General features: G+C 53.6%; 10 protein-coding genes. 7 read left to right on the top strand and 3 right to left on the bottom strand.

Annotated features, from left to right (window positions below; genetic code table 11):
* Positions 1-200 precede the first annotated feature (200 nt).
* A complete protein-coding gene (locus OGW13_RS17345; protein ID WP_130097454.1) occupies positions 201-650 on the bottom strand; it encodes an acetyltransferase in 450 nt (149 codons plus the stop codon).
* Positions 651-806: 156 nt separating this feature from the next.
* Between OGW13_RS17345 and metA the strand changes: the two genes are divergently transcribed.
* The 4 genes from metA (at position 807) to aceK (ending at position 6,943) form a co-directional block, all read left to right on the top strand.
* Positions 807-1,736 (top strand): homoserine O-acetyltransferase MetA, encoded by a 930-nt coding sequence (gene metA, locus OGW13_RS17340; RefSeq protein WP_042998991.1) that lies wholly within the window; start codon positions 807-809, stop codon positions 1,734-1,736.
* Positions 1,737-2,004: 268 nt separating this feature from the next.
* Positions 2,005-3,606, top strand: coding sequence for a malate synthase A (gene aceB, locus OGW13_RS17335; RefSeq protein WP_287116320.1), 1,602 nt, complete (start codon positions 2,005-2,007; stop codon positions 3,604-3,606).
* 157 nt (positions 3,607-3,763) lie between these two features.
* Positions 3,764-5,068 carry an isocitrate lyase gene (gene aceA / locus OGW13_RS17330; RefSeq protein WP_043001801.1) on the top strand — a complete coding sequence of 435 codons (1,305 nt, stop codon included), beginning with the start codon at positions 3,764-3,766 and terminating at the stop codon, positions 5,066-5,068.
* 102 nt (positions 5,069-5,170) lie between these two features.
* Complete coding sequence (gene aceK, locus OGW13_RS17325; protein ID WP_287116319.1) at positions 5,171-6,943, top strand: bifunctional isocitrate dehydrogenase kinase/phosphatase; 1,773 nt, start codon at positions 5,171-5,173, stop codon at positions 6,941-6,943.
* 51 nt (positions 6,944-6,994) lie between these two features.
* Here aceK and iclR read toward each other — a convergent pair whose 3' ends face one another.
* On the bottom strand, positions 6,995-7,819 hold the full coding sequence (gene iclR / locus OGW13_RS17320; protein WP_042320966.1) for a glyoxylate bypass operon transcriptional repressor IclR: 825 nt from the start codon (positions 7,817-7,819) through the stop codon (positions 6,995-6,997).
* 193 nt (positions 7,820-8,012) lie between these two features.
* Here iclR and metH point away from each other — a divergent pair, with 193 nt between their 5' ends.
* Positions 8,013-11,696 carry a methionine synthase gene (gene metH, locus OGW13_RS17315; protein ID WP_287116318.1) on the top strand — a complete coding sequence of 1,228 codons (3,684 nt, stop codon included), beginning with the start codon at positions 8,013-8,015 and terminating at the stop codon, positions 11,694-11,696.
* A gap of 263 nt (positions 11,697-11,959) precedes the next feature.
* Positions 11,960-13,591 carry a Na/Pi cotransporter family protein gene (locus OGW13_RS17310; protein WP_042998996.1) on the top strand — a complete coding sequence of 544 codons (1,632 nt, stop codon included), beginning with the start codon at positions 11,960-11,962 and terminating at the stop codon, positions 13,589-13,591.
* A gap of 93 nt (positions 13,592-13,684) precedes the next feature.
* Here OGW13_RS17310 and pepE read toward each other — a convergent pair whose 3' ends face one another.
* Entirely contained in the window at positions 13,685-14,374 is a 690-nt protein-coding gene (pepE, locus tag OGW13_RS17305) for a dipeptidase PepE (RefSeq protein WP_044253414.1), read from the bottom strand.
* A gap of 812 nt (positions 14,375-15,186) precedes the next feature.
* On the opposite strand from pepE, the gene OGW13_RS17300 reads away from it, so the two are divergent.
* Complete coding sequence (locus tag OGW13_RS17300; protein ID WP_044253412.1) at positions 15,187-15,732, top strand: hypothetical protein; 546 nt, start codon at positions 15,187-15,189, stop codon at positions 15,730-15,732.
* Positions 15,733-15,868: the final 136 nt, after the last annotated feature.

Genomic DNA, 15,868 nt, shown 5'->3' with positions numbered 1-15,868 from the left:
GGGTCTCCCCATGCGAGAGTAGGGAACTGCCAGGCATCAAACAAGTGAAGAGCCCATCCTGACGGATGGGCTTTTTGCGTCTCTGCGCTGCAAATTTGGAGTGTGGCTTTGCCTTATCTGGCCTGTAGGCCTGACAGGCGCAGCGCCTCAGGCAGACCGCACCACTGCCGGATGGCGGCTTTGCCTTATCCGGCCTGCTGTCAGGACGAGGCTTTGTGGTAACGCAAATGCAATAACGGATATGGCTGCCCAAGATCGTCGACCTCTGCGCGCCCCGTCACCCTGAATCCCATCTTCTTATAGAATCCCACAGCTTGTTCATTCTGCTCGTTCACGTTAGTCGTCAACGCGGGCGCTAGCGAAAGCGCATGCTCTATCAACAGTTTACCCACGCCACAGCCCCGAATATTGGGATCAACAAACAGCGCATCCATATGCTCTCCAGTGAGCAACATAAACGCGACGGGCTCATCCTGCTCATTCGCGGCAACCCATAAAGGGGCTTCGGGTAAAAACGAGCGGACCAGCTCCTCCAGCTTGATGCGGTACTCTTTAGACAGAAAATCATGCGTGGCGTCGACCGAACGGCACCAGATTGCAATCAGTTTGTTCCCTTCATCATGCCGCGATCGGCGTATGTTAATAACCATATTCTCTCCTTTTCGTTATGCTTATATTCTAACGTATCCGTCGTCGTGAAACTTTCTCACCTTTAACATGCAGGCTCGACATTGGCGTGATTTCTGAGTATCTTCAGCTATCTGGATGTCTAAACGTTTAAACGTATGTAGTGAGGTTATCAGGTTATGCCGATTCGTGTGCAGGACGAGCTACCCGCCGTCAATTTCTTACGTGAGGAAAACGTCTTTGTTATGACGACTTCCCGTGCTTCAGGTCAGGAAATTCGTCCGCTAAAGGTACTCATCCTCAACCTGATGCCGAAGAAAATCGAAACGGAAAATCAGTTTTTGCGGCTGCTGTCGAACTCTCCGTTGCAGGTGGATGTACAGTTACTGCGCATTGATGCACGTGAGTCGCGTAATACGCCAGCAGAGCATCTGAACAACTTCTACTGTAACTTTGAGGATATCTGCGATCAGAACTTCGATGGCTTGATCGTCACCGGCGCGCCGCTGGGTCTGGTGGAGTTCAATGATGTTGCCTACTGGCCACAGATCAAACAAGTGCTGGAGTGGGCGAAAGATCATGTCACCTCAACGCTGTTTGTCTGTTGGGCGGTCCAGGCAGCGCTTAATATCCTCTACGGTATTCCGAAACAGACCCGCACTGATAAGCTTTCTGGCGTTTATGAGCATCATATTCTTCACCCTCATGCACTGCTGACGCGGGGTTTTGATGATTCGTTCCTGGCCCCGCATTCACGCTATGCTGATTTCCCGTCAGTGTTGATCCGTGACTACACCGATCTTGAGATCCTCGCCGAGACTGAGAATGGTGATGCCTATCTTTTTGCCAGCAAAGATAAACGCATTGCGTTTGTCACGGGCCATCCGGAATATGATGCCAACACATTAGGTAGCGAATATTTCCGCGATGTAGAAGCCGGATTAAACCCCGACGTTCCCTACAATTATTTCCCGCAAAACGATCCCCAAAACAAACCTCGCGCTACCTGGCGAAGCCACGGTAATTTGCTGTTCATCAACTGGCTCAACTATTACGTCTACCAGATCACACCATATGATCTGCGTCACATGAATCCAACGCTGGATTAATCGTCTGTCGCTGACGATCCTAAAGCGTTTCAGCATAGTGAATCAGGCACCTTCGGGTGCCTTTTTTATTTCCGAAATGCACTTCAACTTGTGATTAAACTTTATTTTTATTGTTATCAATAGGTTAATTGATAATTAAATTAAAAATGGAAATTGTTTTTGATTTTGAAATTTAAATGAGTAGTCTTAGTTGTGCTGAACGAAAAGCGCACAACGATCCTTCGTTCGCATTGGGAATGCTTTGTTATCAATGACGAGGAGTTACAGAATGAATCAACAGGCAACGACTACCGATGAATTGATCTTTACCAGGCCCCATGGTGAGCCAGAGAAGCAGATCCTGACCGATGAAGCGGTCGAATTTCTCACTGAACTGGTGGCGCGCTTTACGACGAAGCGCAATAAGCTGCTCGCGGCTCGTATTCAGCAGCAGCGGGATATCGACAACGGTATATTGCCTGATTTTATTTCGGAAACTGTTTCCATTAGAAACGGAGACTGGAAGATTCGCGGCATTCCGGAGGATTTACAGGATCGTCGGGTCGAAATCACCGGACCGGTTGAACGCAAGATGGTCATCAATGCGTTGAACGCGAATGTGAAGGTTTTTATGGCCGATTTCGAAGATTCGCTGGCACCGGAATGGAGCAAAGTGATCGACGGGCATATCAACCTGCGTGACGCGGTAAACGGCACCATCAGCTACACCAATGAAGCTGGCAAAATCTATCAGTTGAAGCCCAATCCGGCATTACTGATTTGCCGTGTGCGTGGTCTGCACCTGCCGGAAAAACATGTGACCTGGCGCGGTGAAGCGATCCCCGGCAGCCTGTTCGATTTTGCCCTCTATTTCTTCCATAACTACAAAGCGTTGCTGGCCAAAGGCAGCGGTCCCTATTTCTACCTGCCGAAAACGCAGGCCTGGCAGGAAGCGGCCTGGTGGAGTGAAGTCTTCAGCTATACCGAAGATCGTTTCAATCTGTCGCGCGGTACGATTAAAGCCACGTTGCTGATTGAAACCCTGCCGGCCGTGTTCCAGATGGACGAGATCCTGCACGCGCTGCGTGACCATATTGTCGGGCTGAACTGTGGTCGTTGGGATTACATCTTCAGCTATATCAAAACGCTGAAGAATCATCCGGATCGCGTTCTGCCGGACCGCCAGGTGGTGACGATGGATAAGCCTTTCCTTAGCGCCTATTCGCGTCTGCTGATTAAAATCTGTCACAAACGTGGTGCCTTCGCGATGGGCGGTATGGCGGCATTCATCCCGAGCAAAGACGCTGAACGCAATAATCAGGTACTCAGCAAGGTGAAAGCGGATAAAGCGCTGGAAGCCAATAACGGCCACGACGGCACGTGGATTGCGCATCCGGGACTGGCGGATACCGCGATGGCAGTCTTCAACGAGGTGCTCGGCGAGAACAAAAACCAGCTGTTTGTGACCCGTGATGAAGACGCGCCGATTACCGCAGAACAATTGCTGGCGCCATGTGAAGGCGAGCGTACGGAAGAGGGGATGCGCGCCAATATTCGCGTTGCGGTGCAGTACATCGAAGCGTGGATCTCCGGCAACGGCTGCGTGCCGATTTATGGCCTGATGGAAGATGCGGCGACAGCGGAGATCTCCCGTACGTCAATCTGGCAGTGGATCCATCACGAGAAAACCCTGAGCAACGGCAAACCGGTCACTAAGGCGCTGTTCCGCCAGATGTTGGCTGAAGAGATGCGGGTCATCCAGGACGAACTGGGTGAACACCGTTACAGCAGCGGCCGTTTTGATGATGCCGCGCGCCTGATGGAGCAAATCACCACTTCTGACGAATTAATCGATTTCCTGACATTGCCAGGCTACCGCCTGCTGGCGTAAATGCCCAGGCTATTTTGTTCGCCATTTTGGCCCCGGGCCGTGCTCAAAATCCTCACGTACGATAAGTACGCTCCGGTTTTTGCGCGGCTTCCCGTGACCAAACTGCCTTCACCAATAACGCCTGGGAAGCCAGGAGAATAATATGGAGCATCTGCACATGAAAACCCGTACCCAACAGATCGAAGCGTTACAGAAAGAATGGACACAACCGCGCTGGGAAGGCATCCGTCGCCCGTACAGCGCGGAGGAAGTGGTGAAATTACGCGGCTCGGTTAACCCGGAATGCACGCTGGCGCAGCTGGGCGCAGCCAAAATGTGGCGTCTGCTGCACGGCGAATCGAAAAAAGGTTACATCAACAGCCTTGGTGCGCTGACCGGTGGTCAGGCGTTACAGCAGGCGAAAGCGGGTATCGAAGCGGTGTATCTGTCGGGGTGGCAGGTCGCAGCGGATGCCAACCTGGCGTCCAGTATGTACCCGGATCAATCGCTCTACCCGGCAAACTCTGTTCCGGCAGTGGTGGATCGGATCAACAACACCTTTCGCCGTGCGGATCAGATCCAGTGGTCCAGCGGTATTGAGCCCAACGATCCGCGCTATGTGGATTACTTCCTGCCAATCGTCGCCGATGCGGAAGCCGGGTTTGGCGGCGTACTGAATGCGTTTGAGCTGATGAAGTCGATGATTGAGGCCGGTGCAGCGGCTGTTCACTTCGAAGATCAACTGGCCTCGGTGAAGAAATGTGGTCATATGGGCGGCAAAGTGCTGGTGCCAACTCAGGAAGCGATTCAGAAACTGGTGGCTGCGCGTCTGGCGGCAGACGTTATGGGCGTCCCGACGCTGGTGATTGCGCGTACCGATGCGGATGCGGCGGATCTGATCACCTCCGACTGTGACCCATACGACAGCGAATTTATTACCGGCGAGCGCACCAGTGAAGGATTCTTCCGTACGCATGCCGGCATTGAGCAGGCGATCAGCCGTGGCCTGGCCTACGCCCCGTATGCCGATCTGGTGTGGTGTGAAACCTCGACGCCGGATCTGGAACTGGCGAAGCGTTTTGCCGATGCGATTCATGCGAAATTCCCAGGTAAACTGCTGGCCTATAACTGTTCGCCGTCGTTCAACTGGCAGAAGAATCTGGACGATAAGACCATCGCCAGCTTCCAGCAGCAGTTGTCCGATATGGGTTACAAATACCAGTTCATTACCCTGGCAGGTATTCACAGCATGTGGTTCAACATGTTCGACCTTGCGCACTCCTACGCGCAGGGTGAAGGCATGCGCCACTATGTTGAGAAGGTTCAGCAGCCGGAATTTGCGGCGGCTAAAGACGGTTACACCTTCGTGTCCCATCAGCAGGAAGTAGGGACAGGCTACTTTGATAAAGTCACCACCATCATTCAGGGCGGCACTTCCTCGGTGACCGCGCTGACCGGCTCGACCGAAGAATCACAGTTTTGATTAATGCCCGGTGGCGCTGCGCTTACCGGGCCTACGAAGGGATGTAGGCCGGATAAGCAGACGCGCTATCCGGCATGACGTTGTGCCGGATGAGGAGAAGCGATGACGCGTGGCCTGGAGTTACTGATTGCTCAGACGATTTTGCAAGGTTTCGACGCCCAGTATGGTCGATTTCTGGAAGTGACCTCCGGCGCGCAACAGCGCTTTGAACAGGCTGACTGGCATGCCGTGCAGCAGGCGATGAAAAGCCGTATTCACCTCTACGATCACCACGTGGGTCTGGTGGTGGAACAACTGCGCTGCATCACTGGCGGCAAAAGTACCGACGCCGCATTTTTGCTGCGTGTAAAAGAGCATTACACCGGGCTCCTGCCGGATTACCCGCGCTTCGAGATTGCGGAGAGCTTTTTTAACTCCGTATATTGTCGGTTATTTGACCACCGCTCGCTCACTCCCGAGCGGCTCTTTATTTTTAGCTCCCAGCCGGAACGTCGTTTCCGGACGATCCCGCGTCCGCTGGCAAAAGATTTCTTCCCGGATAGCGGTTGGGAACCGCTGCTCACCCGCATTCTCAGCGATCTGCCGTTGCGCCTGCCCTGGCAGAACAAAGGGCGCGATATTCGCTATATCATTGCACATCTGCGTGAAACCTTTGGTGAGGAGACGTTGCAGCAGTGCCATCTACAGGTGGCTAACGAGCTGTTTTATCGCAATAAAGCCGCATGGCTGGTCGGCAAACTCATCACGCCATCCGCCACGTTGCCCTTTTTGCTGCCGATTCATCGCACCGATGAAGGTGAACTGTTTGTGGATACCTGCCTGACCACCACGGCAGAAGCCAGTATCGTGTTCGGTTTCGCTCGTTCCTATTTTATGGTGTACGCTCCGCTGCCCGCCGCGCTGGTGGAATGGTTGCGCGAGATCCTGCCAGGAAAAACCACCGCTGAGTTATACATGGCGATTGGCTGTCAGAAACATGCGAAGACCGAGAGCTATCGCGAGTATTTGTTGTATCTGCGCAGCTGCGATGAGCAGTTCATTGAAGCGCCGGGCATACGTGGCATGGTGATGCTGGTCTTTACGCTGCCGGGGTTCGACCGGGTTTTTAAAATCATTAAAGATAAGTTCGCGCCGCAAAAAGAGATGTCTGCCGCCCACGTTCGCGCCTGCTATCAACTGGTGAAAGAGCACGATCGCGTGGGACGCATGGCAGATACCCAGGAGTTCGAAAATTTCGTGCTGGATAAACGTCAGATCGATCCGGCATTGATGGCGCTGTTATTTGAGGAAGTGCCGGAAAAGATAACCGATCTTGGTGAGCAGATTGTCATCCGTCATCTCTATATTGAGCGGCGGATGGTGCCGCTCAATATCTGGCTTGAGCAGGTCGAAGGTCAGCAACTGCGGGATGCGATTGAGGAGTACGGCAACGCGATTCGCCAGCTTGCCGCCGCCAATATTTTCCCCGGCGACATGCTGTTCAAAAACTTTGGCGTCACCCGTCATGGTCGCGTGGTGTTCTACGATTACGATGAAATCTGCTACATGACGGAAGTGAATTTCCGGGACATCCCGCCGCCGCGCTACCCGGAAGATGAGATGAGTGCCGAGCCCTGGTATAGCGTATCCCCTGGCGATGTGTTTCCTGAGGAGTTTCGCCACTGGTTATGCGCCGACCCACGCATCGGACCGCTGTTTGAGGAGATGCACGCCGATCTGTTTCGTGCCGATTACTGGCGCGCATTACAGACGCGCATTCGGGAAGGGCATGTTGAAGATGTTTACGCATATCGCCGTCGCCAGCGATTCAGCGTGCGTTATGAAACCGACCGGGCGCTTGCGCCGCCATCCGGCAATGTGCGCCGACCTGCCTGATGGCACGACGCTTATCAGGCTTGCCGAAAATGCTCCTGAGGAGGATTTTGTTTAACGAATCCCGCCGTATGCCAGCGTCACCTCTTTCGCCGCCTTGATCACCATCGCGCCAAACTCGGTCACGCGGTCGTCCGTGATGCGCGAAATCGGGCCAGAGATAGAGATTGCCGCGAACGGCTCGCGGTGTTCGTCATAAATGCACGACGCGACACAACGCAGACCGAGCGCATGTTCCTCATCATCAAAGGAATAACCGCGCTTGCGGGTCTGGGCGAGGTCGTCCTTCAGATGAACTGGGGAGACCAGCGTCGCGTGGGTGTATGCATGCAGCCCTTTGCGGTGCAGCAGCTGGGTCACCTGTTCTTCGCTCAGTTGTGCTAAAAACGCTTTGCCTGCGCCAGAGGCGTGCATCGGCAGCTTACCGCCAATCGGCGCGGACATACGCATCAGTTGGGTACACTGTACCTGGTCAATGATAATTGCCTGATGATCACTTTGATCCAGTACCGCCAGATTCACCGTTTCGCCGGAATCTTCCATCAGTTTGCGCAGAATAGGGTGGACGATCGCCAGCAAATTGCGGCTCTGTAAAAAGCTGCTGCCGACGATAAACGCATGCGCGCCTATCGCCCAGTGTCCAAGGTCACCCACCTGACGCACAAAGCCCTGCTGCTGCATGGTGGTCAGTAAGCGATGAGTCGTGGAGTTCGGCAGGCCAGCCTGCTGTGCCAGCTCGGTCAATGCCACGCTGCCGTTGGATTCCGCGATCCATTCCAGCAGTTTCAGGCCACGGGTCAGCGACTGAACCTGTCCGGCAGCGGGGGCGGTCGTCGCGGCGGGTTTTCTGCCGCGTTTGGCGGGAACGGGTGCAACCATAGCGCATTCCTTTTCTGTATCGTGGAAATCATTTTCGTTTTATTCAATTATAATGCAAGAAGTCTTGTACTGATCGGATGAGTGAAGCTGAACATGTCTCATGTTGCCCGTTGTTGGCTTTTCCGTCAGCCCTGTTTATGCCACTATGTTTTGTTGACTTTTTCGGTCTGGTTAAGCGTTGTCGGGAGCAAGTGTGAGCAGCAAAGTTGAACAACTGCGTGCGCAGTTAAATGAACGTATTCTGGTGCTGGACGGCGGTATGGGCACGATGATCCAGAGCTATCGTCTGAGTGAAGAGGATTTCCGTGGTGAACGCTTTGCCGACTGGCCGTGCGACCTGAAAGGCAACAATGACCTGCTGGTGCTGAGTAAGCCAGAGGTGATCGCCGCGATTCATAACGCGTACTTTGACGCGGGCGCGGACATCATTGAAACCAACACGTTTAACTCCACCCCCATCGCGATGGCGGATTACCAGATGGAATCCCTGTCGGCGGAGATCAACTTTGCCGCCGCGAAACTGGCGCGTGCCTGTGCCGATGAGTGGACTGCCCGTACCCCGGAAAAACCGCGTTATGTGGCGGGCGTTCTCGGCCCAACCAACCGGACCGCATCGATCTCGCCGGATGTGAATGACCCGGCATTTCGTAATATCACCTTTGATCAGCTGGTGGCTGCTTACCGCGAATCCACCAAAGCGCTGGTGGAAGGTGGCAGTGACTTGATTTTGATCGAAACCGTCTTCGATACGCTGAACGCGAAAGCGGCGATTTTTGCGGTGAAAGAAGAGCTGGAAGCGCTGGGCATCGACCTGCCGATCATGATTTCTGGCACCATCACCGATGCTTCTGGACGTACCCTTTCCGGGCAAACGACAGAGGCGTTTTACAACTCCCTGCGCCATGCTGAACCTCTCACTTTCGGCCTCAACTGCGCGCTGGGGCCGGATGAACTGCGTCAGTATGTGCAGGAACTGTCTCGCATTGCTGAATGTTACGTGACTGCACACCCGAACGCCGGGCTGCCCAACGCTTTCGGTGAATACGATCTCGATGCCGATACGATGGCAAAACAGATCCGCGAATGGGCCGAAGCGGGCTTCCTGAATATCGTTGGCGGCTGCTGCGGCACCACACCGGAACACATCGCGGCAATGAGCAGGGCGGTCGAGGGACTGGCACCGCGCCTGTTGCCGGAGATCCCGGTGGCCTGCCGCTTATCCGGTCTCGAACCGCTGAATATTGGCGACGACAGCCTGTTTGTAAACGTCGGTGAGCGTACCAACGTTACCGGCTCCGCCAAATTTAAGCGCCTGATCAAAGAAGAAAAATACAGCGAAGCGCTGGACGTTGCCCGTCAGCAGGTAGAAAGCGGCGCACAGATTATTGATATCAACATGGATGAGGGGATGCTCGACGCCGAAGCGGCGATGGTGCGCTTTCTCAACCTGATCGCCGGTGAGCCTGACATTGCTCGTGTGCCGATCATGATTGACTCCTCAAAATGGGACGTCATTGAGAAAGGGCTGAAGTGCATCCAGGGGAAAGGCATCGTTAACTCCATCTCGATGAAAGAGGGGATTGAAACCTTTATCCATCATGCGAAGCTGCTGCGCCGCTACGGTGCGGCGGTGGTGGTGATGGCCTTTGATGAGCAGGGCCAGGCGGATACGCGTGCGCGTAAAATCGAGATTTGCCGCCGGGCGTACAGGATCCTCACCGAGGAGGTGGGCTTCCCGCCGGAAGACATTATTTTCGACCCGAATATTTTCGCAGTAGCAACCGGGATCGATGAGCACAACAACTACGCGCAGGACTTTATCGGTGCCTGTGAAGACATCAAACGCGAGCTGCCGCATGCGTTGATCTCCGGCGGCGTGTCCAACGTGTCATTCTCGTTCCGTGGCAACGATCCGGTGCGCGAAGCCATTCACGCGGTGTTCCTCTACTATGCCATTCGTAACGGTATGGACATGGGGATTGTCAATGCCGGGCAACTGGCGATTTACGACGATCTCCCTGCCGAGCTGCGCGATGCGGTGGAGGATGTGATCCTCAACCGGCGTGATGACGGCACCGAACGATTGCTGGAGTTGGCGGAGAGATATCGCGGTAGCAAGAGTGATGAGGCGGCCAACGCACAACTGGCGGAGTGGCGCACCTGGGAAGTGAAAAAGCGCCTCGAATACTCGCTGGTTAAAGGCATCACCGAGTTTATCGAGCAGGACACCGAAGAGGCGCGTCAGCAGGCGGCCCGCCCGATTGAGGTGATTGAAGGGCCGCTGATGGACGGGATGAACGTCGTCGGCGACCTGTTCGGCGAAGGAAAAATGTTCCTGCCGCAGGTAGTGAAATCCGCCCGCGTAATGAAACAGGCGGTGGCGTATCTCGAACCGTTTATCGAAGCCAGTAAAGAGAAAGGCTCCAGCAATGGCAAAATGGTCATCGCCACCGTGAAGGGCGATGTCCACGATATCGGCAAAAATATCGTTGGCGTGGTCCTGCAATGTAACAACTACGAAATCGTCGATCTTGGCGTGATGGTGCCGGCGGAGAAAATTCTCCGAACCGCCAAAGAGGTGAATGCGGATCTGATAGGCCTTTCCGGGCTGATTACCCCGTCGCTGGACGAAATGGTCAACGTGGCGAAAGAGATGGAGCGTCAGGGCTTCACCATACCGCTGCTGATTGGCGGCGCGACGACCTCGAAAGCGCACACGGCGGTGAAAATCGAGCAGAACTACAGCGGCCCTACGGTGTATGTGCAGAACGCTTCGCGCACCGTCGGCGTGGTCGCCGCGTTGCTTTCTGATACCCAGCGCGATGACTTTGTCGCCCGTACCCGTAAAGAGTATGAAACCGTGCGCATCCAGCATGGGCGTAAGAAACCGCGCACGCCGCCGGTGACGCTCGCCGCCGCGCGGGATAACGATCTGGCGTTTGACTGGGAAAGCTATACCCCGCCAGTGGCGCACCGTCTGGGTGTGCAGGAGGTCGAAGCCAGCATCGAAACGCTGCGTAACTACATCGACTGGACGCCGTTCTTTATGACCTGGTCGCTGGCCGGGAAGTATCCGCGCATTCTGGAAGATGAAGTGGTAGGTGAAGAGGCGAAGCGCCTGTTTAACGATGCCAACGACATGCTGGATAAACTGAGCGCAGAGAAGGCGCTGAATCCGCGCGGTGTGGTGGGGCTGTTCCCGGCAAACCGCGTGGGTGATGACATCGAAATCTATCGTGACGAAACGCGAACGCACGTGCTGACGGTCAGCCATCATCTGCGTCAACAGACTGAAAAAGTGGGCTTTGCTAACTACTGTCTGTCTGACTTCGTGGCGCCGAAGCTGACCGGCAAAGCGGACTACATCGGTGCTTTTGCGGTGACCGGTGGTCTGGAGGAGGACGCGCTGGCGGATGCGTTTGAAGCGCAGCACGATGATTACAACAAGATCATGGTGAAAGCGCTTGCCGACCGTCTGGCGGAAGCCTTCGCGGAATACCTGCATGAGCGCGTGCGTAAGGTCTACTGGGGCTATGCGCCGAACGAAAATCTCAGCAATGAAGAGCTGATTCGCGAAAACTACCAGGGAATTCGTCCGGCGCCGGGGTACCCGGCCTGTCCGGAGCATACCGAGAAAGGCACCATCTGGCAGTTGCTGGAAGTGGAAAAGCACACCGGCATGAAGCTTACCGAATCCTTCGCCATGTGGCCTGGCGCATCGGTTTCCGGCTGGTACTTCAGCCATCCGGACAGCAAGTATTACGCGGTTGCACAGATTCAGCGCGATCAGGTGGAAGACTACGCGTTCCGTAAAGGGATGAGTGTTTCTGACGTTGAGCGCTGGCTGGCCCCTAACCTGGGCTACGACGCCGACTGATTCACGAAACTGTCATCTTTCCTTACAACTAACAGGGTGCTTGTCGGGCACCCTGTCTCTTTCTTGCGTTTAAACCCTTATACTGGAAGAAGGCTATGACCTCTCTGGTTATATTTTTACACGCAATCATTCAAGTTGCGTCGAGGCGGCAAGCCTGGGAATCTCCAGGAGCTTACTGAAGTAAGTGACTGGAGTGAGCAGGCGCAGCCAACAAAGAGGCAGCTTGAAGGATAAAGTGTAAATGATAAGGAGTACCTGATTCCGTGCTAACCCTGCTCCACCTGCTTTCTGCTGTCGCCCTGCTGGTCTGGGGTACCCATATTGTGCGTACTGGCGTGATGCGTGTGTTCGGCGCCCGCCTGCGAACCGTGCTTAGCCGTAGCGTCGAAAAGAAACCGCTCGCCTTCTGCGCGGGAATTGGCGTCACTGCGCTGGTGCAGAGCAGTAATGCCACCACCATGCTGGTGACCTCGTTTGTTGCTCAGGATCTGGTCGCACTGACGCCTGCGCTGGTGATTGTGCTTGGTGCAGACGTAGGGACCGCGCTGATGGCGCGTATCCTCACCTTCGATTTATCGTGGCTCTCGCCGCTGCTGATTTTTATCGGCGTGATCTTCTTCCTCGGCCGTAAACAGTCACGCGCCGGACAACTGGGGCGCGTGGGGATCGGCCTTGGCCTGATCCTGCTGGCGCTGGAACTGATTGTCCAGGCCGTCACCCCTATAACCCAGGCCAACGGCGTACAGGTCATTTTTGCCTCGCTGACCGGCGATATCATGCTGGATGCGCTCATTGGCGCGATGTTCGCGATCATCAGTTATTCCAGCCTGGCGGCGGTACTGCTCACGGCCACCCTGACCGCGGCGGGGATCATCTCCTTCCCGGTGGCGCTGTGTCTGGTGATTGGCGCCAACCTCGGTTCCGGCCTGCTGGCGATGCTCAACAACAGCGCGGCTAATGCCGCGGCTCGCCGCGTGGCGCTTGGCAGTCTGTTGTTTAAGCTGGTGGGCAGCCTGATTATTCTGCCATTTGTCCATCCGCTGGCGAATCTGATGGATGAATTACCGCTGGCGAAATCCGAGCTGGTGATCTATTTCCATGTTTTCTACAACCTGGTCCGCTGCCTGGCAATGATTCCTTTTGCCGAGCCGATGGCGCGCTTCTGTAAGCGCATCATCCGCGACGAGCCTGAGCTGGATGCGCATCTCAAGCCAAAGCATCTGGACGTTAGCGCGCTGGATACGCCGACCCTTGCGCTCGCCAATGCCGCCCGTGAGGCGCTGCGCATCGGCGATGCGATGGAACAGATGATGGAAGGGCTGAAGAAGGTGATGCATGGCGAGCCGCGCGAAGAGAAGGAGCTGCGCAAAATCGCGGATGACATCAACGTGCTCTACACTGCCATCAAACTCTATCTGGCGCGGATGCCGAAAGAGGAACTGGCGGAAGAGGAGTCGCGCCGCTGGGCGGAGATCATCGAGATGTCGCTTAACCTTGAACAGGCGTCGGATATTGTGGAGCGCATGGGGAGCGAGATTGCTGATAAATCGCTGGCGGCGCGGCGGGCGTTTTCTATTGAGGGGTTAAAAGAGCTGGATGCGCTGTACGACCAGTTGCTCAGCAACCTGCAACTGGCTATGTCGGTCTTCTTCTCCGGCGATGTGACCAGTGCCCGGCGGTTGCGCCGTAGCAAGCATCGTTTCCGCATACTGAATCGCCGTTACTCGCATGCGCACGTTGATCGTCTGCATCAGCAGAACGTACAAAGTATCGAGACCAGCTCCCTGCACCTGGGATTACTGGGGGATATGCAACGTCTGAACTCGTTGTTCTGTTCCGTGGCTTACAGCGTGCTGGAACAGCCGGACGAAGATGACGAGCGGGATGATTACTAACAGGCGGTAATGCCGGATAGCGCTTATCCGGCCTACAAATTGCGCTCATTGCAGGCCGGATAAAGCATTTACGCTGCCATCCGACAACGTCGGTTAAAAGCAGTGACCTGCCTCAACGGCAACGGCGTCTTTACCGGCTTCGAACACGTAGGTGGTGTTCGGACCGCCAAGCACCGCCTGACCCTTACTCACTTTAATCCAGTTGCCTTCCGGCAGACCGATCACCGTCAGTTCAGGCGCGACAACCAGCAGCTCGCGAATACGCTGTTCACGCGTTTCGCCTTTGTGTCCTTCCGGCAGCGCGTTAGTGAAATGCGGGTTAATCTGCAACGGGAACAGGCCCAGCGCATCAAAACCTTGCGGATCAACAATCGGCATGTCGTTGGTGGTGCGGATGGTCTTGCAGGCGAGGTTGGCACCCGCACTCCAGCCAATGTACAGCGCACCGCGTTTAACCACGTCAACAATCGGTGCCAGCAACCCGCGCTCGCGGCTCTCTTTCAGTAACTGAAAAGTATTACCGCCACCGACAATCACCACTTCCGCATTTTCAATGGCCGCCACCGGATCAGTCACGGTGTGAATACCCACCACCTTGACGCCCATCGGGGCGAAGATTGCAGCCGTTTTTTCTGTGTATTCATCCCAGGTTTGCGTGACGCCTGCAAAGGGGATAAATACTGCCGAACGGCGCCCCTCAAGTTGCTCCGCAATCAGCGGCAGCGCATGCTCCATCCAGCCTTTACCCGGCAGTGTCGAGTTACTCAATAAAAGCAGTTCCATCCTTTCTCCCTGTAATCAGTAAATGACAAAACGCGGTCATGCTACCACTGACAGTGTAGCGCCTTACTGACATGGCTCACGATGTTGGAAGGGGGTGTAGAAAGGACCACTGACTCAATGATGAAAAATGCACGATGTGCGTATTAAAGCGAATGAAGATATTTCTCACTCTGCCAGTATGAACATGTAACGCCTTGATAATACAATAAACCAGGTGTGATTGAATTTATCGTAGTTGAAATGTTTATTCATTCTTTATGAAAAGTGAGAAGGGGATTTTTAAATTTTGACGGTTACTAATTTAAAACAGCAACATTGCGGCATTGCCCTGGATTTATCCCGAACAGGCTTAAGCGTATTGCGATAAGCACTATGAGGTTTCTGGCTCATGCTGAAGCATTGGCGTCTGTCCTCTGATCAACAACAGTGTCGCTATTTTCATTATTATGTAACTAAACATTTCAATTCGAATGGAAAAATTATTGTAACTCACTGAAATATAGGATTTTTACCAAAAATTTAAATTTATGTATCTTTTTGTTTTACTTACAAACAGTAAGGTAAATTCCGAAAAAAAGATCGATTACAACGATCGATACCTTTCAAGTGATAGCCTTTAACTATTGATTTTGTTTTATTGATCAGGTTTGACAATCAATATTGCTCATGTACTATTCTGTTTGAATCAATATTATACCGACAGCAGCAGAGTGGGTGTGCCGGACATCGTCAGAATAAATAACCTCGCCGGATAATAAATACCCCCTGAAAATAAAAAACAGGCTGTCCAGGATATAGGGAGCATCATCTGTATGACAAAGGAATATGTAAAGAAGAGCCATATTGCCAGTTGGCCTGAAAATGATGTTTATTTTTCCACGGGTATCTCTGCGCTGGCCAGAAAAGTGACTAATTCTCATTCCGGCCCAGACTATCTGTTTATTAATCTTAATAGTTATACCTTAAAGCTTTTTTTTCGATCGTTCTCTCAATTGAGCAAGAGTGGTTATCAGTTGATTATTATTTCAACCCAACGACTCATGCCGCTGGCTTTTTTCTGGCACCTGAAATGTCACGCCGTCAGCGCAATTTTCGAATCGCGTTGCTCTGTTCATGATGTTATTCGCGGTCTGGATACTGTCGCGACCGGGCGGCAGATCGTCTGGTCCTTCCCGGGGCCTGCCTGTTTACTCTCTTCAAGAGACGTTTTACTTCTGCGGCATTATCTTGAAGGGGGAAGTATGGGCTATTTACAAGAGAAACACTGCCGCGCGTATTCCACCTTGCAGGGATGGAAGACCACGGTCGCGCGGAAATTTAAAGTACGAAAACTCGAACATCTCCTTATTTCGAATTAATAATCATTGTCCAGTATGAATATTTCTGATGCCTGAGCGTCCAGTGGAATATTTATAAGCAAGATAGAACTGCCCGTTTAATAGGGATCTTATTAACTATGGATGTAGATATGAAACGCGTTTTTTACCATGTTTT

The sequence above is a fragment of the Citrobacter sp. Ca225 genome, assembly GCF_030337175.1.
Classification (GTDB): Bacteria; Pseudomonadota; Gammaproteobacteria; order Enterobacterales; family Enterobacteriaceae; genus Citrobacter_A; species Citrobacter_A amalonaticus.
The sequence above is the reverse complement of the archived record's forward strand: the minus strand, read 5'-3'. Positions and strand labels throughout refer to the sequence as shown.